This window comes from Nocardia sp. NPDC004711, from assembly GCF_053601595.1.
Genome location: NZ_JBSGCB010000048.1, coordinates 1 through 20,691, shown reverse-complemented (window position 1 = coordinate 20,691; position 20,691 = coordinate 1). Strand labels below are relative to the sequence as shown.

The following is a 20,691-nucleotide window of genomic DNA, read 5'->3' as shown; positions in this document are numbered from 1 at the left end:
CGGGTGATTCGGGATCGGCTGCTCAGCGGCCGAAGCCGGCGCGGCGGAGAGCGTCGGCCATCGAACCGCTGGGGGCGGGCTGATTGCGGTTGCCGCCGCCCTGACGCTGTCCGCCCTGGCGCTGGCCACCTTGGCCGCCCTGCCGGTTGTCGCGGTTGCCGCCGCGCTGGCCGCCGCCCTGGTTGTTGCGCGGGCCGCGGTCGGCGCGGTCGGGCTTGGCGTTTCCGGGCTCGTCGTCGAGGCGCAGGGACAGGCCGATGCGCTGACGCTGGACGTCGACCTCGAGGACCTTGACCTTCACGACGTCGCCGGACTTCACGACCTCGCGAGGGTCCTTGACGAAGTTGTGGGACATGGCCGAGACGTGGACCAGGCCGTCCTGGTGGACGCCGATGTCGACGAAGGCGCCGAAGGCGGCCACATTGGTGACGACGCCCTCGAGCACCATGCCGGGCTTCAGGTCGGCGACCTTCTCGATGCCCGCGGCGAATTCGGCGGTCTTGAATTCGGGCCGAGGGTCGCGGCCGGGCTTCTCGAGTTCGGCGATGATGTCGGTGACGGTCGGGACACCGAACCGCTCATCGGTGAAGTCGGCCGGCCGCAGGGCGCGCAGGGCGGAGGTGTTGCCGATGATCTCCTTCACGCCCTTACCGCTGGCATCGAGGATGCGCCGGACCACGGGGTACGCCTCGGGGTGCACGCCGGAGGTGTCCAGCGGGTCGTCGCCCTCGCGGATGCGGAGGAAGCCCGCGCACTGTTCGAACGCCTTGGGGCCCAGGCGCGGGACATCCTTGAGTGCGGCGCGACTGCGGAACGGCCCGTTGGCATCGCGGTGCGCCACGATGCTTTCCGCGATCGAGTTGGAAATGCCCGAGACCCGGGACAGGAGCGGGACGGAGGCGATGTTCACGTCGACGCCGACGGCGTTCACCGCGTCCTCGACGACCGCGCCCAGCGAGCGGGCCAGCAGGGTTTCGGAGACATCGTGCTGGTACTGACCGACGCCGATGGACTTCGGGTCGATCTTCACCAATTCGGCCAGCGGGTCCTGGAGCCGGCGGGCGATGGAGACGGCGCCGCGCAGCGACACGTCCATGTCGGGCAGTTCCTGCGAGGCGTATGCGGAGGCCGAGTACACCGACGCGCCCGCCTCGGAGACCACGATCTTGGTGGGCTTGTTCTCGGGGATGCGCGAGATCAGTTCGGCGGCAAGGGCGTCGGTCTCGCGGGAGGCGGTGCCGTTGCCGATGGCGATGAGCTCGACATTGAAGCGGACGACCAGTGCACCCAGCACGGCCAGGGACTTCTCGGTCTGCCCCTGCGGCTTGTGCGGGTAGATGACCTCGGTGGCGACCACCTTGCCGGTGGCGTCCACGACGGCGACCTTCACACCGGTGCGGTAGCCCGGGTCCAGGCCCATGGTCGAGCGGGTGCCGGCGGGCGCCGCGAGCAGCAGGTCGCGGAGGTTGGCCGCGAATACGTCGACGGCATCGCGTTCGGCGGACTGCCGCAACCGCATTCGGGTGTCGATGCCCATGCTGACCTGCAGCTTGGTCCGCCACGCCCAGCGCACGGTGTCCAGCAGCCAGGAGTCGGCGGCGCGGCCCTGATCGGCGATGCCGAACTTGACGGCGATGCGGCCCTCGTAGATCGAGCGCTGCCCGTCCTCGCCACGGGCGGAGCTTGCGGAGCCCGCATCGGACACCGTCTCGGTGTCGGGTTCGAGGTGCAGGTTGAGCACCTCTTCCTTCTCGCCGCGCAGCAGCGCCAGGATGCGGTGCGAGGGCAGCTTGCTGAAGGGCTCGGAGAATTCGAAGTAGTCGGCGAACTTCGCGCCCGCCTCCTCCTTGCCTGCGCGCACCGTCGAGCTCATCTGCCCGCGTTCCCACATGAGCTCGCGCAGTTCACCGACCAGGTCGGCGTCCTCGGCGAAACGCTCCACCAGGATGGCCCGCGCGCCGTCGAGCTGCTCGGCGTTGTACTGCGCGGGATCGGTGGTCGGGTCGGTCAGCAGCGCGTCGGCCACGGGCTCGTGCCCGGCCTCGCGCGCGATCTGCGCCTTGGTGCGCCGCTTGGGCTTGTAGGGCAGGTAGATGTCCTCGAGGCGGGCCTTGGTGTCGGCGAGCATGATCTGTGCGTGCAGCGCCTCGTCCAATTTGCCCTGGCCGCGGATGGATTCGATGATCGAGCCCCGGCGCTCGTCGAGTTCACGCAGGTAGCTCAGGCGCTCGTCGAGGGTGCGTAGCTGGGCGTCGTCGAGTCCGCCGGTGACTTCCTTGCGGTAGCGGGCGATGAACGGCACGGTCGACCCGGCGTCCAGGAGTTCGACGGCGGAGCGCACCTGTTCCTCGCGCACCCCCAGCTCGTCGGCGATACGCCGGCCGACGCTGGCGAGGCGGACGGTGCTCTCGGTGCTCGCTGCACCCGTGGATGCGGCACCTGCGGATGCTGCGCTGACGGTTTCGGAGGCTGTCGTCACGCCCGCAGACACTACCGCCGCCACCCGACAGTGCGTGCAAGGCCCACACAGGATTCGGTCACTGCCCCGCCCCGCCGAGACTTCCGCGCCCCGCCGAGAGCCGTCACCCGTGACGCATGCGTGCCTGCGCCGGGTGCCGAATCAAGTCCGGGGCGTACCCGGCGAGCTATCCCAATCCTCGCGAAATCAGTTGTTACGTACCGAATTTCACCGTCAGCCGGAATCTCTTGGGGACGAGCTGAATTCGGGGCAGTACACCGAGACGGCCGCGCGGGCGAGCCTTTCCCCGAATCCCCACTGGTCGGTCGCTACAACCGGGGTGCCCGCGCGCAGGTGGGCGCAGATGTCCTTGCCCTCGGCGATCAGGCGCTGTCCGTCCGCGGTGTCCTCGTAGCCGGGCGACGCGACCGTCTGGTCGCCCAGATCACTCAGGAAGAGCACATCGAGGTTGTCCGCGACCGCCTTGCCGCCGCCGAACATCGCGGCGAACAGGGCCAGCCCGGCCAGCGTCGCGCTGAGAAATCCTCTGGTTTCACGCATGATCGACTCTCCTTCACGCATGGCCCAGGTTATCCGGTAGGAGGTCGGGCCTGCGTTCGGCCGTGCGGCGCAACGACTGTTCGTGCCGCCACCCGGCGATCTTGGCATGGTTGCCGGACAACAGGATTTCGGGGACGTCGAGGCCGCGCCAGGACACCGGCCGGGTGTAGGAGGGGCCTTCCAATAGACCGTCGGAGAACGAATCCTGTTCGTGGGATTGCTGATTGCCGAGGACGCCCGGGATCAGCCGGACGAACGCCTCGGTCATGACCAGCACGGCCGCCTCGCCGCCGATGAGCACGTAGTCGCCGATGCTGACCTCTTCGACGCGCACCCGGCGCGCGGCATCGTCGAAAACGCGCTGGTCGATGCCCTCGTAGCGCCCGCAGGCGAACACGATGTGCTGTTCGGCGGACCACCGTTGCGCGGTCTCCTGCGTGAACGGCACGCCCGCCGGAGTCGGCACCACCAGGAGCGCGTCGTCCGGGCACACCTCGTCGAGGGCGTCGCCCCACACGGTCGGCTTCATGACCATGCCCGGCCCGCCGCCGTACGGGGTGTCGTCCACCGACTTGTGGACGTCGTGGGTCCAGCGGCGCAGGTCGTGCACCTCCACCTCGAGCAGACCCTTGTCGATCGCCTTGCCCAGCAAGGCCGCTCGCATCGGCTCGAGGTATTCGGGGAAGATCGTGACTACGTCGATTCGCACGCCGCTACTCCGGGTCCAGCAGGCCCTCGGGCGGGTCGATGACGATCAGGCCGTCGGCGACCGACACCGTCGGCACCATGGCCAGCACGAACGGCACCAGGATCTCCCGGCCCGCGGGCGGGAACGCGTCCCCGGCCTTGATCGAAAGCAGTTCTCCCGCAGCGGAATGCAGCACCTCGTTGACGGTGCCGACCTGGGTGCCGTCGCCGAGTTCGACGCGCAGGCCCTCGAGTTCGTGATCGTAGTACTCGTCCGGATCCTCCGACGGCGGCAGATCCGCGGAGTCCACCACGAACAGCATGCCCCGCAACGCATCCGCGGCCGTGCGGTCGGCGACGCCGTCCAGACGCAGGAGAAGCCGGCCCGAGTGCTCCCGGACCGACTCCACTTCGAATTCCTGCGTCTGCTTCGCGCGCGGCAGCTTCCCCTTCAGGACGCTGCCGGGCGCGAACCGCAGTTCCGGCTCGTCGGTGCGGACTTCTACGACGAGTTCGCCACGCACACCGTGTGACTTGGCGACCCGCCCGACGACCAGTTCCATCTACTGATCCGTGTCGACCACGTCGACGCGGATGCCCTTACCGCCGATCCCGGCGACCAGGGTGCGCAGGGCGGTCGCGGTACGACCGCCACGACCGATCACCTTGCCCAGATCATCCGGGTGCACGTGCACCTCGACGGTCCGGCCACGACGGCTGGTGATCAGCTCGACGTGGACGTCGTCGGGATTGGCGACGATGCCGCGTACCAGGTGCTCGACGGCATCCGCGACAACGGCACTCATTACTCGGCGGCTTCGGTGGTGGCCTCAGCGGCCTCGGCCTCGGCGGCCTCGTCCTTCTTGGCGGCCTTCTTCTTCGGGGTGACGGCCTCGGCGACCGGCTCGTTCTCGGCGGCGGCCAGCGCGGCGTTGAACAGGTCCAGCTTGGACGGCTTCGGGGCCTTGGTCTTCAGGGTGCCCTCGGCGCCCGGCAGGCCCTTGAACTTCTGCCAGTCGCCGGTGATCTCCAGCAGACGCTTCACCGGCTCGGTCGGCTGCGCGCCGACACCCAGCCAGTACTGAGCGCGCTCCGAGTCGATCTCGATGAGCGACGGCTCTTCCTTCGGGTGGTACTTGCCGATGGACTCGATGGCGCGGCCGTCACGACGGGTACGGGCGTCGGCGATGACGACGCGGTACTGCGGGTTGCGGATCTTGCCCATACGGGTCAGCTTGATACGAACAGCCATGAGCTGATGCCTTTCAAATGGTTGGTCACGTCGCAATTCAGCAGCCCACACGAGGTGGACCCGGTTTTGCGTCAAGTGCTGTGACCGCCGCGCGGTACGGAACCGGAGACGGGCTGACACTGTCCTCGATGAGGACGGTCGTCCATTCTGCCAGAGCACCGGCGGCCCGGAGAAATCGCCCCGACCCGGCCAGGAAACACCCGCGACCCGGCCCCGGAAACACCACAGCCCACCGGGTACGACCCCGATGGGCTGCGTCTCACGTAGAGCCTACGGCTGAACCGGGCCGGGCCCGGAGCTCCCGGACGTCAGCAGCTTCACGATCAAACCGGCCAACACGCCAATGGCCAGGGTTTCGATAGACCCCACGGTCATCTCCTCATCGAGTCGAAACAACAAACGTCTGAAGCATGACCGATTCACTTTAAATGCGCAGCCGAATCGCCAGACCCGCCCGAGCGGCCCCGCACCTGCGCGCACCCAGATCGCGGTGCCGGAGTGACGGATTCGGTTACCGATTCCGAGGGAATGGGCGAGTCTTCAGCGCAACTCGGCGGTTGCCACCTCGACCGGGACGGGGGAGGGAGCCGACACCGTCTCCCCCGCTGCCGCATGGATCTCCTGGCGATACCCGGATTCACCCAACCGGTAGCCGCAGAACTTGGCGGGTTTGCCGTCGGGCAGTTCGACAATCCAGAGGAAAGGGACTCGGGCAGCGGCATATCCCGCGATCTTCGTATCGCGTTCCTCACGGGTATTGCCGGACGACCAGACTTCGACGGCGAGCACCAGTTCATGCGACTCGAAGCACTTGCGGTGCGCCTCCGCCGCGACGACCGCGACATCGGGGATGACAGCTGTCCTGAACGCCGTACTGATCCGCACACCGACACCGGGAAGCACCTGCAGGTCCGATCGCCCCGCAGCTCGGACCGCACCTCGCAGTGCCACGAACAACTCACCGGTCGCGTACTGGTGCGACCCTGTGGGTGGAGGTGTCATGTAGAGGTAGCCCAGGATGAGCTCGAGACGAGATCCATCGGACGGCTGCTCCGCAGCCAGCCACTCTTCCACGGTTGTTGGCCCAAGTGGGTGGAACGTCGAAACCTCAGCGGTCATCGTCATTTCCCGTCCGATCTATCCGCTTCGAACGCAGTCGGTGCTGTACCGGTCCGAATCGTGTATCCGGCTGTATCGGATTCAATCCAATCGACATTGTTCCACGTGCGGGATATGCGCGTTCCATACGCTGAACAAGCAATTCTCGTCGCCTCAGCAGCCGGAGTTCAGCGGTGGCTGGTGACCGGGTCGCGGCGGTTGTAGACGCGGCCACGTAATACCACCCAGGCGGGGGTGGCGAGCGCGGCCAGGTTTTCTCGTGGGTCTTCTTGGTACACAACGAAATCGGCGGGGGCGCCGGGTTCGATGCCTGGGCGGCCGAGCCAGGTGCGGGCGTGCCAGGACGAGGCGCCGAGGGCGTTGTGGGGGGTGAAGCCGGCGCCGGCGAGGGCGGCGATCTCGTCGGCGATGCGGCCGTGGCGGATGGATCCGCCGGCGTCGGTGCCGGTATAGAGGGGGACGCCGGCCTCGTGGGCCTTGGCGACGGTGGCGCGGGAGCGGCGGTGCAGGTCGCGCATGTGGGCGGCGTAGGTGGGGAATTTGGTTGCGCCGTCGGCGATTCCGGGGAAGGTGTCGATATTGATGAGGGTGGGGACGAGGGCGGTGCCGTGGGCGGCCATCAGGGCGATGGTGTCGTCGGTGAGGCCGGTGCCGTGCTCGATGCAGTCGATGCCGGCGTTCAGCAGGCCGGGCAGGGCGTCCTCGCCGAAGACGTGGGCGGTGACCCGGGCGCCCTCGCCATGGGCGGCGTCGATGGCGGCCTTCAGGATGTCGTCGGACCACAGTGGGGCGAGGTCGCCGATCGCGCGGTCGATCCAGTCGCCGATGATCTTGACCCACCCGTCGCCGCGGCGGGCCTGCTCGGCGACGATCTCGGGCAGGTCGCGCTCGTCGTCGAGTTCGATGCCGAGTTCGCGGATGTAGCGCCGGGGGCGGGCGATGTGTCGGCCCGCGCGGATGATGCGCGGGAGATCCTCGCGCTCGTCGATGAAACGGGTGTCGATGGGCGAGCCCGCATCGCGCAGCAGCAGGGCGCCCGCGTCCCGCTCGACCTCGGCCTGGGCGATCGCGCCCGCCGAATCCTCGTGTCCGCCGCCGTATTTGATGCCGACATGGCAGTGGGCGTCGACCAGGCCGGGCACGATCCAACCGGAGGCCTGCACGGTGTCGGCGTCGGGAATCGGCTCCGCGGAGATCCGGCCGTCGCGCACCCAGAGGTCGCCGACTTCGTCATCGGGCAGGACCACGCCGCGGAAATGCAGCCGCATGCCGACCTCCTCGCCTGGACGGTATGTCTCGACACGAATCCGGGTCCACTATCGCATCAGTCGTCGAGCACGGTGATATCGGTGCGCTCCCGGCAAAGCCCGCGAATGGCGTCCAGCCCGGCCGCGATCACCGGATGCTCGGCGCTGCCCCGCCGCACCGCGGACAGGTGACGGCGGACCGGGACCGGATCGTCGTGCAGCGGGACGCGCACCACCGCCAGCTCCGGCGGCAGGAACGCGAGCCGGGGCACCAGGCTCACCCCGAATCCGTGCGCCACCATGGCCGCTACACCCGGGAAATCAACCGCCTGCCCAGCGATCCGGGGTGTGAACCCGGCCGTGGCGCAGGCGGCCGACACCACCAGGTGATGGGTGATGCGCGCACGCCCGGTGATCCACGGCTCGGTCGCCGCCTCGGTCAGGGCGACGCTGTCACGCCCGGCGAGTGAATGGCCCACGGGCACAAGCAGATCCAGCGGCTCGGCCAGCAGCGGGCGCTGCTCGAAGCGCAGGTCGTCGGGCGCGGGGCTGCCGGGCGCGGGCAACACTATCCCGATATCGCTGTCGCCGACCAGCAGGGTTTCGAAGCAGTGCGCGCTCTCGTCCTCGATCAGTTCCACGGTCAGCCCCGGATTCGCGTCCCGCAGCCGGGCGGCGGCCGGCGCCACCAGGGCCGCGAGGGCGGTCGGCATCGCACTGATCCGCAGCACCCCCGCGATGCCCGCCCGGTGCGCCGCCAGCTCCGCCCGTGCGCTCTCCGCCTGTGCCGCAAGCAGATCCGCGTGCCGCACCAGCGCGTGCCCCGCGGCCGTCAACTGCACCCTGCGCCCCACCTGCTCGAGCAGTTCGACATCCAGCTCCCGGGCCAGGCCACGCAGCTGCTGCGACACCGTGGACGGCGTCAGATGCAGCGCCGCCGCGGCCGCGGTCACCGTGCCGTGCTCACGCAGTACCCGCAGGGCCTGCAATCGAGGATCGATCATGTGGCAATTCCGAACGATTCGCTACGAAAACTTTCGATGGACCGAGACTACCGCCCCCGCGAAGACTGGCCGCATGACCGAATCGGACCGACAGTGTCGCCATTGCGGCTGGCCCACATCCCAACCCTTCCAAGTCCTTTCGCGCCACCGCACCTCCGAGGGCATCGTCAGCTACACCCGCTGCGCCTGTGGCGCCCTGCGTATGCACCTGTCCCCCGCGGCATTCAAGTTTTGAAGCACGCGAGTTTCAATATCCGTTTAGGATCGGGCCACACATCACTTTGCAGGAGGCCCACCCATGTCATTGCTGTTCGCCCGCAACCGAATCCGCCTGACCGTCGCCGCGTTGGCGATCGGTGCGACCGTCACCGCAGTCGGCGCCACCGCACAGGCCGCGCCGGTCTCCCTCGACCAGCCGTCCCCGGCCACCACCGCCGCCCCCGTAGCGACCAACTCGGGGTCCAGCGCCTTCGGAGTCAACTGGGATCCGGGCATGATCACCGCCTCGGCCGCGGCACCCATCTCGATCGTGGCCGTGATCCTCTGCAGTATCGGGTTGAGCACCGGCAGCACCAAGGTCACGCCCGGCAGCGACAACCCCTGCCTGCCGATCTGACGTCACCGCGGCGATCACGGCCGGGCGAAATCACCCAGCAGGCTCGACAGGTCGTGCCGGACCGGCAGCCCATGCCCGGGAACCAGAATCCCGGCCTCCAGCGTGCAGAGCGCGCGGGCGCTCGCGAGCGTCTCCGCCTCATCGTGGTTGAACACGCTCGGAAGAAGTTGCAGACCGGTCTCGAGCAACAGGGGGTGGCCGGTGACCAGGGCGTCGCCGGAGAACAACACGCCCTCGGACGGCATCAGATACGCGGTGTGACCGTTGGTGTGACCGGGCGTCGGCACCTCGACGAAACCGCCGGGTAGCGCCGCCAGGGTGTCGGCGTCGGCGGTTCGAGCGGTCGGCACGGTCATCCCGATATGACCGACGCAGGCGCGCAGGGTCTGCGCGACCCAGACCGCCCCGCGCCGAGTCCGCAGCTGCCGCACCATGTCCACGGGCGTGATCTGTTGCAGGTATTCACGTTTGGCGTGCCGGACCTCCTCGGCGCCGGTGTAGACCGGCACGCCCAGGCGCTCGACCAGGGTCGGAATCGCACCGATGTGATCGAGGTGCGCATGGGTCAGCAGGACCGCGGCGATATCGCCGAGCTCGTGCCCGATCTGGCGCACCGAGCTCAGCACCGACTCGGTGTCGGCGGGATATCCGGCGTCCACGACGGTCACACCGCGCTCGCCACTGACCAACGCCCAGTTGACGTTCGTGCCCGCGACGACGTAGACGGAATCGGAAACCTGGTCGATTTTCACGTACCCCTCCTCAGTGTCGGATTCGGTGGTCGATCACGGCTGGATTCGATGTTCGATGACGCCGATGCCGTCGATCTCCAGGCGGAGCTCGTCGCCGGGAGCCAGCCAGCGGCCCACTTCCATACCGCTGCCACCCGGCAGGGTGCCGGTGGCCAGCAGCTCACCCGGATACAGCTGCTCGGAGCGCGAGACATGCGCGATGGCCTCACCGAGCGAGAAGCTCATGCCCCCGGTCCCGGTGCGGGACACCGTCTCCCCATTGATCGCCACCGTGGCCGTGAGCCGATCGAGCCGGTCGGCCACCGCCGCACCGGCGACCGCCGTCCCGGACATCGAGCTGACGAAGTGCTTGGACTTCTGCGGGCCGAAGCCCGACCGCATTTCCGCCAATTGCACATCCCGCGCTGAGAAGTCGTTGACGACCACCACCGCCGCGATCGCGGCCAGCGCCTGCTCCGGCGACGCGTCACGCAGCGGAGCGCCCAGCACCACCCCGAGTTCGAGCTCGAAATCCAGTGCGCGACTGTAGGCGGGCGGCGCGATCGGGACACCCGAGGGCACGATGGTCAGCGCATTGGACAGGTAGTAGATGGGCTGGGCGTACCAGAGCCGGTGCGGCCGGTAGGCCGGGAACGTCCGGCGGGTCAGCGTCTCGAACGCCTGCCCGAGCCGGTAGCCGGCGGGCAGGAACCGGCGGGCCATCCCGCGCGCGGCGTCCACGGCATGCTTCTCGTAGAGCATGAAGTCCCGGAACGAGGCCGGGCACACCGGCAGCACCGTGGCCCCGTCGGCGAGGTTCAGGCGCTCGTAGCGGGCCAGCTCGAACTCCTCGGTCCAGGCCGAGGGTACGAGATCGGCTGCACCGCCATCGGATTCGCCGACCGTCGTCCACCCGCCGCCGGTGTCGAGCTGGCGGAGGATGCGCCGCCGGCCGCGGTCGAGGGTGCGGCGCAGGCGCGGGAGGGGGGTGGGTTCGGTCATCGCATCACCGGTTCTGCCGCGTCGGAGGACACCAAGTGGTCACGCAGGAACCGTACCGATAATTCCGACCATTGCACGGCATGACCCATGGCGCAGTGGTCGTCGTCGGCGTACAGGACCAGTTGGGCGTTGGGGGCGCCGATGGCGATGTCGATCGAATCCCGGGTGCTGATCAGGGTGTCGTTGGCGCCGTTGACCACCAGCAGCGGAATCTCGATGCGCCGGTAATGGTCTTCCAGGGACATGCCGCGCAACCTGCGGGACAGATCCGCGAGACCGGTGGCGCCGGTGGCGTGGCGCAGCGTGGACACGATGACCTCCGGCACGCCGAGGGAGCCGCCCGGGCCGAAGGAGTGGTGCGCCGGAGCGCCATTGGCGACCGCCACCCGCAGCCGGGGCTCGACCGCCGCCATCCGCGTCGCCCAGTACGCCCCGAAGCTGAAGCCCAGCATGCCGATTCGATCGGCGTCCACCCGCGGATCGGCGGCCAGCACGTCGAGCACGGTCGAGTAGACGCGCTCCGCGGCCGGGGACAAGGGTTCGCGATAGGAGTACGTACCGGGCATCTCCATGATGAAGAACCCCACGCCCGCATGGCGATTCGCGAGCAGCGGGAGCGTCACCTCCGCCAGCGTGCCCTCGAGCCCATTGGTGACCAGCACCAGCGGCACGGTCGTGACACCCTGCGGGAGGATGAGGTAACCGCGCACCGCGTCCCCGTCGCCGAGCGGGATCCGCACCGATTCGATGGTCACCCCCATCGCGGGAGCCAGTGCGGTGAGCAGGATTTCGGTCAGCCGGTGCGACCGCTCGTAGGCTTCCAGCCGACGCGGGCTCCAGCCCGGCCAGGCGGCGACGAACTCGTACACCATCGCCTTGATCAGCGCGTCCAATGCGGTCGCGGCGTCGGCGGCCTCGGGGTTGCCGGTTCGAAAATGTTGCACCGCATCGGGATTCGCGATCGGACCGCGGTCGGCGAGAATCGTCACGGCCGGTGCCAGCAGCTTGCCGAGTTCGTCCGAGGCGACCGTGACGGTGGGATCGAACAGTTCCGAGGTGGCGGGGCCGCCGAGGCGGGCGAGCACGGTATCGGCGCGCTCCAGGTGCTGCCGGGCGAAGCCCTGCCAGTAACCGGCCCAGCGACCGTCCTCGAAGGAGCGGCATCCGGCCAGCTGGGCGCGGAATTCCGCGTCCGGCATCCCGCCCAGATGGGTGAACCGGTCGGCGAACAGCGCGGGAAGAAAGGGGGCGGGACCGAAGCGGCGAGTCATCCGTTCGGTGGTGTGGGTGAGCGCGCATGCGCTGATGAAGATCCGCTCGGCGAGTTCCGGCAACGACGTCATTGGAGAGCCTTCCATCCAGCCGCCTTGGTAACGCAGAAGTATCTGCATTAGTGAGGATAGGGAGACCGGCATCACAAAAGCAAGAACTTCTGCTTTAGCATGTGGGAGTGACCAGCAACGAGGATCGCGACACGCCAGCCGACGCGCCGCAACGCCGACCGGGCGGGCGCTCGGCCCGGGTGAAGGAGGCCGTCCACCGGGCAGTCCTCGACGCGGTCGCCGAACACGGGGTCGACCAGATCGGCATCCCCGACATCGCCCGCCGCGCCGGAATCCGCGACAGCTCCCTCTACCGTCGCTGGGGCACCCGCGAAAACCTGGTCCTGGACGCCCTGCTCGGCTACAGCGAGCAGGTCCTGCCGATCCCCGACACCGGCACCCTGCGCGGCGACCTGACGGCCTTCGCCACCGAACTGGCCGCCTACCTCGCCACACCCCTGGGCCACGGCGTCGCCCGCGCCCTCGCGTACGTCACCGACACCGGCTCCATCACCGAGGCGCGACATGCCTTCTGGGCCGAGCGCTATCGCCTCGTGGAACCGATCCTCGCCCGCGCCGCCGACCGCGGCGAACTCCCGCCCGGCACCGACGCGCGCATGGCCCTGGAATTGCTCATCGCACCGATCCACTTCCGCGCCATGCTCACCCGCGAACCCGCCGACACCGACTACATCGACCGCCTGGCCGGATACGTGACCCGAGCCCTCGGACCCGATCCCGCGCCCGGCTGAGCACCCACCCGCACCACCCCGGGCCGGAAACGCACGATGGCACGTGGCCGGAAACGCACGATGGCACGTGGCCGAGAATGCAATTCGGCCCCGCCCGGGTGGGGCGGGGCCGAATCAGGTTCGCGCGGATCAGTTCTTGGGGAAGTTCAGCTTCGAGAGGTCGAAACCTTCCAGGCCCGGCGGCAGCTCGTTGAGACCGGCGGGAAGGTTGGAGAGGTCGGGCATACCGGCGGGCATGCCGCCCGGGAGGCCGGGCATGCCGGGGAAGCCGCCGCGCACCTTCGGCGGGGTCGGGCCGCGCCCGCCCTTCTTGCCCTTCTTGCCCTTCTTGGTGTTCTTGCCGCCACGGCCCGCGCCCGGCAGTCCGAACTGCCGGGACATCGCGCCCATCATCTTCCTGGCCTCGAAGAACCGGTCGACCAGCTGGTTGACGTCGGACACCGCGACACCCGAGCCATTGGCGATGCGCAGGCGGCGAGAGGCATTGATGATCTTGGGGTTGGCGCGCTCGGCGGGAGTCATGCCGCGGATGATGGCCTGCACCCGGTCGAGCTGCTTGTCGTCGACCTGGGCCAGCACGTCCTTCATCTGCCCCGCGCCCGGCAGCATGCCCAGCAGGTTGCCGATCGGGCCCATCTTGCGGATGGCCAGCATCTGCTCGAGGAAGTCCTCGAGGGTGAGCTCACCCGAGCCGATCTTGCGGGCGGCCTCCTCGGCCTGCTTGGCGTCGTAGACCTGTTCGGCCTGCTCGATCAGGGTGAGCAGGTCGCCCATGCCGAGGATGCGGCTGGCCATGCGGTCGGGGTGGAAGACGTCGAAGTCCTCGAGCTTCTCGCCGGTGGAGGCGAAAAGGATGGGCTGGCCGGTGATTTCACGCACCGACAGCGCCGCACCACCGCGGGCGTCGCCGTCGAGCTTGGTGAGCACGACACCGGTGAAGCCGACGCCGTCGCGGAATGCCTCGGCGGTGGCGACCGCGTCCTGACCGATCATGGCGTCGAGGACGAACAGGGTCTCGTCGGGGTTGACGGCGTCGCGGATACCCGCGGCCTGCCGCATGAGCTCCTCGTCGATACCGAGGCGACCGGCGGTGTCGACGATGACCACGTCGTACTGCTTGGTCTTCGCCTCTTCGATACCGGCGCGCGCCACATCGATCGGATCGGAGGCCGAGACGCCCAGCGGGTTCTCACCGCCGCCGATGGAGGTGCCCGGATGCGGCGCGAAGACCGGCACCCCGGCCCGCTCGCCGACCACCTGCAGCTGGGTGACCGCGCCGGGACGCTGGAGGTCACAGGCCACCAGCATCGGCGTATGCCCCTGCGCCTTCAGCCATTTGGCGAGCTTGCCCGCGAGGGTGGTCTTACCGGCACCCTGGAGACCGGCCAGCATGATGACGGTCGGCGGGTTCTTGGCCAGCCGCACCCGCCGGGTCTCGCCGCCGAGGATATTGATGAGTTCCTCGTTGACGATCTTGACGACCTGCTGCGCCGGATTCAGCGCGGCGGAGACCTCGGAGCCCTTGGCCCGCTCCTTGATCCTGGCGATGAAGCCGCGCACCACGGGCAGCGCCACGTCGGCCTCGAGCAGCGCCAGCCGGATCTCACGGGCGGTCGCGTCGATATCCGCCGGCGACAGGCGTCCCTTGCCACGCAGATCCTTGAGGGCACCGGCCAACCGGTCGGAAAGGGATTCGAACACCGATGCTCCTGATCTCGAGGGACGTCACTCGAGATACCAGGGTAGTGGGATCCGCGTGATGCCGTTGCGCCAGGCTCGGACCTGCGCGAACGGGGCGGCGCGGCAAGCGGTTCCGGTGGCTATTCCAGCGAGCGGGGACGCGGGCCGGGCCGCCGCAGATCGTGGTTCTCGGTGGCGACCATACCGACCGCCTCGCGGGCGGTGAGGCCCAGTTCCAGGGCGAGCCCGTCCAGCAACGCCCATTCGGCGTCGGAGGGCGCCTGGTCGGCGACGGTGGACGCGATGGTCATCGCGGTCACCGCCTGCTGGCCGCTCAGGGTGCGTCCCGGCAGCCAGGAGACCACCCAGCGATCACCACCGACGCAGCGGGCGATGTGTGCGGTCAAATCGCTGGTCATCATCGACGCGGATACGACTTCGATTGCCACCGACCTGCTCCCCTCATGCTCGCGACAGCTTGGGACCTCCGGATCGACCTTGCACGCGAATACTAGGGTGTGACTCCGATCACCTGATCGGTATTACAGCAAATCTCCTGCAACATTCTTATTAACAGGCAAACGTGCGGTTTGTCCGCTAATCCCGGTTCCTGGCGAACAATGGGGAAACCGTCGGGAGATCCGATTCAGCTGTCCGGTTCGAGAGGTTTCTTCGGTTGTTGTGGCGGCACCACCGTCAGCACCGCCGCCTCGATCTCCGCCCGCCGCCCGGGCGTGTCGGTAGCGCCCAGATCCAGGCAGAACGAGTCGATGACCGCCGAACCCATGGTCACCACCTTCGCCCAGCAGACATTCACCCCGGCCTCGGCCAGCGCCGCGGCCAACCGGCTCAGCAACCCGATGCGATCCTCGGCACGCAATTCCAGCAGTACCCGGCCCGGATCGGCGGTCTCGTGCCAGAACACCCGCGGCTGCGCCTGCGCGAACGGCCTCGGCTGGGCGCCGCCCGCATCGCGCTCCTTGCGGGCCAGCACCGAGGCCAGATCCAGATCGCCGTTGATGGCGCGGATCAGTTCCTGGCGCAGCAGGCCCGGGTCCGGCGGATCACCGAACCGCGGTGCCACGACGAAGGTATCGATGGCCGAGGCGCCCACACTGGCGAGTTCGGCCGACAGCACCCGCAGCGAGTGCACGGCCAGCACACCCGCCGCGTCGGAGAGCAGACCCGGATTGTCGGGCGCGACCACGGTGACCACATGCTGGTAGCGGCTCTCCCCCGGCTTCAGATCCACGTGCACGCCACCGGATTCCGCGCGGGTGCACAGCTCGTCGGGAATCGGGGTCGGCTCGGGCAGGGCGTAGCCCGCCATGGCCGTGCGGCAGTTGCGCACGAGATCGCCGATGAGCGAGGCCTTCCAGTCGTTCCACACGCCGGGCCCGGTGGCCAGCGCGTCGGCCTCGGCCAGGGCGTGCAGCAGCTCCAGCAGCTGCGGGTCACCGTCGAGGGCGTCGATCACCATCTTCACGGTGTCGGAATCGGTGATGTCGCGCCGCGTAGCCGTGTCGGGCAGCAGCAGGTGGTGGCGCACCACACCCGCGAGCGTCTGCACGTCGGAAGGCCACAGCCCCAGGCGATTTCCGATGGAGACGGCCAGCTCCGCACCGACCACGCTGTGATCCTCGGTGCGGCCCTTGCCGATATCGTGCAGCAGCGCGCCCAGCAGCAGCAGGTCCGGGCGGGCGACCCGGGTGGACAGCGCCCCGGCCTGGGCGACGGTCTCCATGAGGTGACGGTCCACGGTCCAGGTGTGCATGGCATCGCGCGGCGGCAGGTCACGCACCACGCCCCATTCCGGAAAGAGCCTGCCCCACAGGCCCGTCCGGTCCAGCGCCTCCACGGCATCGACGGCGCCGCGGCCCGTGCCCAGCAGGACCAGCAGGTCGTTGAGGGCTTCCTTGGGCCACGGCTCGCGTAGCTCGGGCGCGTCCTCGCCGAGCCGGTTGAGCGTGGTCGCCGACATCGGCAGCCCGGTCTGCGCCGAGGCCGCGGCCACCCGCAGGATCAGCCCGGGATCGCGCTGCGGCCGGGCATCACGGGCGAGCACCACCTCCCCGGAGTGTTCGACCACCCCCTCATCGAGTGGTCGGCGTACCGGGGCGCGGCGCAAGCGCGCGAGCCCGCGCCGAGGCAGCGCGTTCCCTGCGGTCCGCACCCCGACGTCGGTGGAGTAGCTCACCGTGCGGGCCGCATCACTGAGCGTGCGGGCCAGATCGAAGCGATCCCCGATGCGCAGGGCCGCCCCGATCTCGTCGGCGTCCTGGGCCCGCAACTGGTCGCGGGCCCGGCCCGCCACCCGGTGCAGTTCGGTGCGGACATCCAGCAGGCGGCGATGCGCCTGCTGCAACCCGCCGCCGGGCACATCCGGACCGAGCCCCGGCATGGCGTCGGTCAGTTGTGCGATGGCGAGCGCGTCCAGCAGCTGGATGTCGCGCAACCCGCCGCGCCCGTTCTTGATATCGGGCTCGGCGCGGTGCGCGACGTCTCCGCTTCTGCGCCAGCGGGTTTGGGCCTGTTCGATCAGGGCGTCGAAACGGGACCGGATTCCGGCGCGCCAGTCCCGGCGCACGCCGCTGATGAGCAGGTTGCTCAGACCGTCGTCGCCCACGATGTGCCGGGCCTCGAGCATGCCGAGGGCGGCGGTGAGATCGTCGGCGGCCACGCGCAGCGCCTGCGGGACGGTGCGCACGCTGTGATCGAGCTTGATGTGGGCGTCCCACAGCGGATACCAGAGCTGATCGGCGACCTCGGCGACCCGCTGCGGATCGACGTCGTCGTAGAGCAGCACCAGATCCAGGTCGGAGTAGGGCAGCATTTCCCGGCGGCCCAGTCCGCCCACGGCGACGAGGGCGAGCCCGCTGTCGGCGGTGATGCCGACCTCGTGGCCCTTGGTGGTGAGCCACAGCTCGTAGAGATCCACCAGCGCTTCCCGCAGCGCCTCGGGGTCCAGACGGGCCGCACGGCCGTTGGCGCTGTGCTCCGCGAGCAGTTGGTTGCGAGCCCGGACCAGGTCCGAGGCTCCGCCGGAAACCTGCTCGGCCTCGGTTCTGTCGTCGTGTTCCTGCTGGAAACCCACAACCCACCACCCGTCTGAATTCAGTTCTTCGCCGCACATGGGGGCGGCCCCGCCACCGCCGGTTCGACACCGACGGCGGCCAGGGCCGCCACTGGTTCCGCTGCTCTGGTTACCGCTTACAGAGCGTCGGAACCGCGTTCGCCGGTGCGAACCCGGACGATGGCGTCGACCGGGGTCACCCAGACCTTGCCGTCGCCGATCTTGCCGGTGCGGGCGGCCTCCACGATGACCTCGACGACCTTGTCGACGGAGGCGTCGTCCACGACCACCTCGACCCGAACCTTCGGGACGAAGTCGACGGAGTACTCGGCACCGCGGTAGACCTCGGTGTGGCCCTTCTGGCGACCGTAACCCTGAACCTCGCTGACGGTCATGCCGAGCACGCCCGCCTGCTCCAGGCCGGTCTTCACGTCCTCCAGGGTGAACGGCTTCACGATCGCAGTGATCAGTTTCATTTTCGTCATGCCTCCTTGACGGCGGCGGTGCGCGCCGCACCACCCACAGCAGCGAAATCGTATGCCGTTTCAGCGTGATCCGACTCGTCCATGCCGACGAACTCCTCTTCCTCGCTCGCGCGGAGGCCGATGGTGAACTTGATGGCGAAGGCGATGATCAGCGTCACGATGAACGAGAAGGCAAGCACCACACCGGCTCCCACGGCCTGACGCCACAGCTGGTTGAAGCCGCCGCCGTAGAACAGACCCGCGACACCGGCCGGCGCCTCCTTGGTGGCCACCAGGCCGACCATCAGGGTGCCGATGATGCCGCCGACCAGGTGGACGCCCACCACGTCGAGCGAGTCGTCGAAGCCCAGCTTGAACTTCAGGCCCACGGCCAGGGCACAGGCCACACCGGCGACCGCGCCGATGGCCAGCGCGCCGAGGACGTTCACCGAGGAGCAGGACGGGGTGATGGCGACCAGACCCGCGACGACGCCGGACGCGGCGCCCAGCGAGGTGGCGTGACCGTCACGCAGCTTCTCCACGAGCAGCCAGCCGAGCATGGCCGAGCAGGTGGCGAAGGTGGTGGTCAGGAAGGTGGAACCCGCGGTGCCGTTGGAGGACAGCGCCGAACCGGCGTTGAATCCGAACCAGCCGAACCACAGCAGACCGGCGCCGAGCATGACGAAGGGCAGGTTGTGCGGACGCATCGGGGTCTTCGGCCAGCCCTTGCGCTTGCCCAGGACGAGGCAGAGGGCCAGGCCCGCGGCACCGGCGTTGATGTGGACCGCGGTACCACCGGCGAAGTCGATCACATGCAGCTTGTTGGCGATCCAGCCGCCCTCGTGAATGACATTGCCGTCGGAGTCGGTGGCGTTGAAGTCGAAGACCCAGTGCGCGACCGGGAAGTAGACGATCGTGGCCCACACCGCGGCGAACAGCGCCCAGGCGCCGAACTTCAGGCGGTCCGCGACCGCGCCCGAGATCAGGGCGACGGTGATGATCGCGAACATCAGCTGGAACGCCACGAACACTGTCATCGGAATGTGGGTGTTACCGGCCAGCGGGATCCCGACGACCTTGGTCGGATCGGAATCCGCGACCGCGTCGGGACCGATCAGGCCCTTGAGGCCGAAGAACTGCTTCGGGTTGCCGATCAGTCCGAACTTGTTGTTGCCGAACGCTGCCGAGAATCCGAAGATTGCCCATAGCACGCCGACGATGCCCATGGCACTGATGCTCATCATGATCATGTTGAGCACGTTCTTGCTACGGACCATGCCGCCGTAGAAGAACGCGAGCCCCGGGGTCATTAAAAGCACCAATGCCGAACTCGCCAACATCCAGGCTGTGTCGCCGGTGTTCGGCAAATCAACGATGGGGTACGCCACCTTTGTCCTCCTCATCTCTGGCCCCGCAGCACCCTGCGAATAAGCCTGCAATGAGATTCACCAGTCGGTGTTTCAGCCGTGATCCTGCGGCGTTTCGCGTAGGTGAACGGGTGAGCTTGCAGTGTTGCGGTCACGTTTCCGAAACCGCACCGCTGTTATGACGACCGGGTGAGGATGATGTTGATTTCGGTATCGATGCAGTTCAGGAGCGGTTAACCGAGCAGGGCGTCGACGAAGGCGCCCGGTTCGAAGGGTGCGAGGTCGTCGGCGCCCTCTCCCAAACCGACCAGTTTGACCGGAACGCCCAGCTCATGCTGCACCTGGAAGACGATGCCGCCCTTGGCGGTTCCGTCCAGCTTGGTCAGCGCAACGCCGGTGATGTCCACGACGTCGGCGAAGACCCGCGCCTGCATCAGGCCGTTCTGGCCGACCGTGGAGTCGAGCACCAGGATGACCTCGTCCACCGCGGCCTTCTTCTCCACCACCCGCTTGACCTTGCCCAGCTCGTCCATCAGGCCGGTCTTGGTGTGCAGGCGACCGGCGGTGTCGATGAGCACCACGTCCACGCCGCGATCGATGCCGGCCGACACCGCGTCGAAGGCCACGGCCGCGGGATCCGCGCCCTCCTTGCCGCGCACGGTCTCCGCGCCCACGCGCTCACCCCAGGTCTGCAGCTGATCGGCGGCCGCGGCACGGAAGGTGTCGGCCGCGCCCAGCAGCACCCGGCGGCCGTCGGCCACCAGCACACGCGCCAACTTGCCGGTGGTGGTGGTCTTTCCGGTGCCGTTCACGCCCACGACCAGCAGGATCGACGGGTGATCGGCGTGCGGTAGGGCCCGGATGGAGCGATCCAGCTCGGGTCGTAGCGCGTCGACGAGCACCTCGCGCAGCAGGGCGCGCGCGTCGGCGGCGGTGCGGACGCTGCGGGCGGCCATCTCCTGGCGCAGTCGCTCCACGATGGCGGCGGTGCTGGCGGTACCCAGGTCGGCCATGACCAGGGTGTCCTCGATCTCCTCCCAGGAGTCCTCGTCCAGATCGCCACCGCCCAGCAGGCCGAGCAGCGACTTGCCGACGGCGTTCTGGGAGCGGGACAGGCGACCGCGCAGCCGGGTCAGCCGGCCCGCGGTGGGCTCGATCTCGGCGATGGCCGGGGCGGCCGCCTCCGCGGGGGGCGCGGTTTCGGGCGCGGCGGCGGGCGCGCCCGCGTGCGCGGCGATGGCGGCCTCGGCGGCAGCGGCCACCTCGGCGGCGGCGACGGCGGCCTCGGCGCGTCGAACCGCTTACCTGCCAGGACGATTCGATACACGGCCTGTTCCAGCTCAGGTGCGCGTTCGA

At 68.8% G+C, this 20,691-nt stretch carries 19 protein-coding genes and 1 pseudogene; 2 read left to right on the top strand and 18 right to left on the bottom strand.

Translation table 11 applies throughout. The features are described 5' to 3' along the window. Window positions 1-22: 22 nt before the first annotated feature. The 9 genes from ACWEKS_RS36540 to ACWEKS_RS36500 form a co-directional block, all read right to left on the bottom strand. Complete coding sequence (locus ACWEKS_RS36540; RefSeq protein WP_452344370.1) at window positions 23-2,374, bottom strand: Tex family protein; 2,352 nt, start codon at window positions 2,372-2,374, stop codon at window positions 23-25. A 318-nt stretch (window positions 2,375-2,692) separates the two neighbouring features. Further along, window positions 2,693-3,019 (bottom strand): DUF732 domain-containing protein, encoded by a 327-nt coding sequence (locus tag ACWEKS_RS36535; RefSeq protein WP_452344326.1) that lies wholly within the window; start codon window positions 3,017-3,019, stop codon window positions 2,693-2,695. A 13-nt stretch (window positions 3,020-3,032) separates the two neighbouring features. Next, window positions 3,033-3,728: a tRNA (guanosine(37)-N1)-methyltransferase TrmD gene (trmD, locus tag ACWEKS_RS36530; protein ID WP_379386693.1), complete on the bottom strand. Its 696-nt coding sequence runs from the start codon at window positions 3,726-3,728 to the stop codon at window positions 3,033-3,035. Window positions 3,729-3,732: 4 nt separating this feature from the next. Next, entirely contained in the window at window positions 3,733-4,269 is a 537-nt protein-coding gene (gene rimM, locus ACWEKS_RS36525; RefSeq protein WP_452344325.1) for a ribosome maturation factor RimM, read from the bottom strand. Next, window positions 4,270-4,512 (bottom strand): RNA-binding protein, encoded by a 243-nt coding sequence (locus ACWEKS_RS36520; RefSeq protein WP_029930032.1) that lies wholly within the window; start codon window positions 4,510-4,512, stop codon window positions 4,270-4,272. Further along, window positions 4,512-4,958 (bottom strand): 30S ribosomal protein S16, encoded by a 447-nt coding sequence (gene rpsP / locus ACWEKS_RS36515; protein ID WP_364613852.1) that lies wholly within the window; start codon window positions 4,956-4,958, stop codon window positions 4,512-4,514. The genes ACWEKS_RS36520 and rpsP overlap by 1 nt, the downstream gene beginning before the upstream one ends. Window positions 4,959-5,498: 540 nt before the next feature. Continuing rightward, on the bottom strand, window positions 5,499-6,077 hold the full coding sequence (locus ACWEKS_RS36510; RefSeq protein WP_452344324.1) for a Uma2 family endonuclease: 579 nt from the start codon (window positions 6,075-6,077) through the stop codon (window positions 5,499-5,501). Window positions 6,078-6,244: 167 nt separating this feature from the next. Beyond that, window positions 6,245-7,345 carry an amidohydrolase family protein gene (locus ACWEKS_RS36505; RefSeq protein WP_452344323.1) on the bottom strand — a complete coding sequence of 367 codons (1,101 nt, stop codon included), beginning with the start codon at window positions 7,343-7,345 and terminating at the stop codon, window positions 6,245-6,247. Between the two features lie 56 nt (window positions 7,346-7,401). Beyond that, on the bottom strand, window positions 7,402-8,328 hold the full coding sequence (locus ACWEKS_RS36500) for a LysR family transcriptional regulator (protein ID WP_452344322.1): 927 nt from the start codon (window positions 8,326-8,328) through the stop codon (window positions 7,402-7,404). A gap of 298 nt (window positions 8,329-8,626) precedes the next feature. Here ACWEKS_RS36500 and ACWEKS_RS36495 point away from each other — a divergent pair, with 298 nt between their 5' ends. Further along, window positions 8,627-8,944 (top strand): hypothetical protein, encoded by a 318-nt coding sequence (locus ACWEKS_RS36495; protein WP_452344321.1) that lies wholly within the window; start codon window positions 8,627-8,629, stop codon window positions 8,942-8,944. A 14-nt stretch (window positions 8,945-8,958) separates the two neighbouring features. Here the strand turns inward: ACWEKS_RS36495 and ACWEKS_RS36490 are convergent, their stop codons facing one another. From ACWEKS_RS36490 to ACWEKS_RS36480, 3 genes are read right to left on the bottom strand one after another with little or no spacing between them, the layout of a single operon-like run. Continuing rightward, window positions 8,959-9,696 carry an MBL fold metallo-hydrolase gene (locus ACWEKS_RS36490; RefSeq protein WP_452344320.1) on the bottom strand — a complete coding sequence of 246 codons (738 nt, stop codon included), beginning with the start codon at window positions 9,694-9,696 and terminating at the stop codon, window positions 8,959-8,961. A gap of 33 nt (window positions 9,697-9,729) precedes the next feature. Then, on the bottom strand, window positions 9,730-10,677 hold the full coding sequence (locus ACWEKS_RS36485) for a fumarylacetoacetate hydrolase family protein (protein WP_452344319.1): 948 nt from the start codon (window positions 10,675-10,677) through the stop codon (window positions 9,730-9,732). Beyond that, window positions 10,674-12,020 carry an alpha/beta hydrolase family protein gene (locus tag ACWEKS_RS36480; protein WP_452344318.1) on the bottom strand — a complete coding sequence of 449 codons (1,347 nt, stop codon included), beginning with the start codon at window positions 12,018-12,020 and terminating at the stop codon, window positions 10,674-10,676. The genes ACWEKS_RS36485 and ACWEKS_RS36480 overlap by 4 nt, the downstream gene beginning before the upstream one ends. Before the next feature lie 107 nt (window positions 12,021-12,127). Here ACWEKS_RS36480 and ACWEKS_RS36475 point away from each other — a divergent pair, with 107 nt between their 5' ends. Next, complete coding sequence (locus tag ACWEKS_RS36475) at window positions 12,128-12,751, top strand: TetR/AcrR family transcriptional regulator (protein WP_452344317.1); 624 nt, start codon at window positions 12,128-12,130, stop codon at window positions 12,749-12,751. 129 nt (window positions 12,752-12,880) lie between these two features. Here ACWEKS_RS36475 and ffh read toward each other — a convergent pair whose 3' ends face one another. The 6 genes and pseudogenes from ffh to ftsY form a co-directional block, all read right to left on the bottom strand. Further along, window positions 12,881-14,452, bottom strand: a complete 1,572-nt coding sequence (gene ffh / locus ACWEKS_RS36470) for a signal recognition particle protein (RefSeq protein WP_452344316.1) — start codon at window positions 14,450-14,452, stop codon at window positions 12,881-12,883. A 119-nt stretch (window positions 14,453-14,571) separates the two neighbouring features. Continuing rightward, window positions 14,572-14,880 carry a hypothetical protein gene (locus ACWEKS_RS36465; RefSeq protein ID WP_354837728.1) on the bottom strand — a complete coding sequence of 103 codons (309 nt, stop codon included), beginning with the start codon at window positions 14,878-14,880 and terminating at the stop codon, window positions 14,572-14,574. A gap of 197 nt (window positions 14,881-15,077) precedes the next feature. Further along, window positions 15,078-17,525 (bottom strand): [protein-PII] uridylyltransferase, encoded by a 2,448-nt coding sequence (locus tag ACWEKS_RS36460; protein ID WP_452344315.1) that lies wholly within the window; start codon window positions 17,523-17,525, stop codon window positions 15,078-15,080. Between the two features lie 116 nt (window positions 17,526-17,641). Beyond that, window positions 17,642-17,980 (bottom strand): P-II family nitrogen regulator, encoded by a 339-nt coding sequence (locus ACWEKS_RS36455; protein WP_040859831.1) that lies wholly within the window; start codon window positions 17,978-17,980, stop codon window positions 17,642-17,644. 5 nt (window positions 17,981-17,985) lie between these two features. After that, entirely contained in the window at window positions 17,986-19,371 is a 1,386-nt protein-coding gene (locus tag ACWEKS_RS36450) for an ammonium transporter (protein WP_364613820.1), read from the bottom strand. A gap of 197 nt (window positions 19,372-19,568) precedes the next feature. Then, window positions 19,569-20,609 (bottom strand): annotated as a pseudogene (ftsY, locus tag ACWEKS_RS36445) (signal recognition particle-docking protein FtsY); the annotation flags it as partial. Window positions 20,610-20,691: the final 82 nt, after the last annotated feature.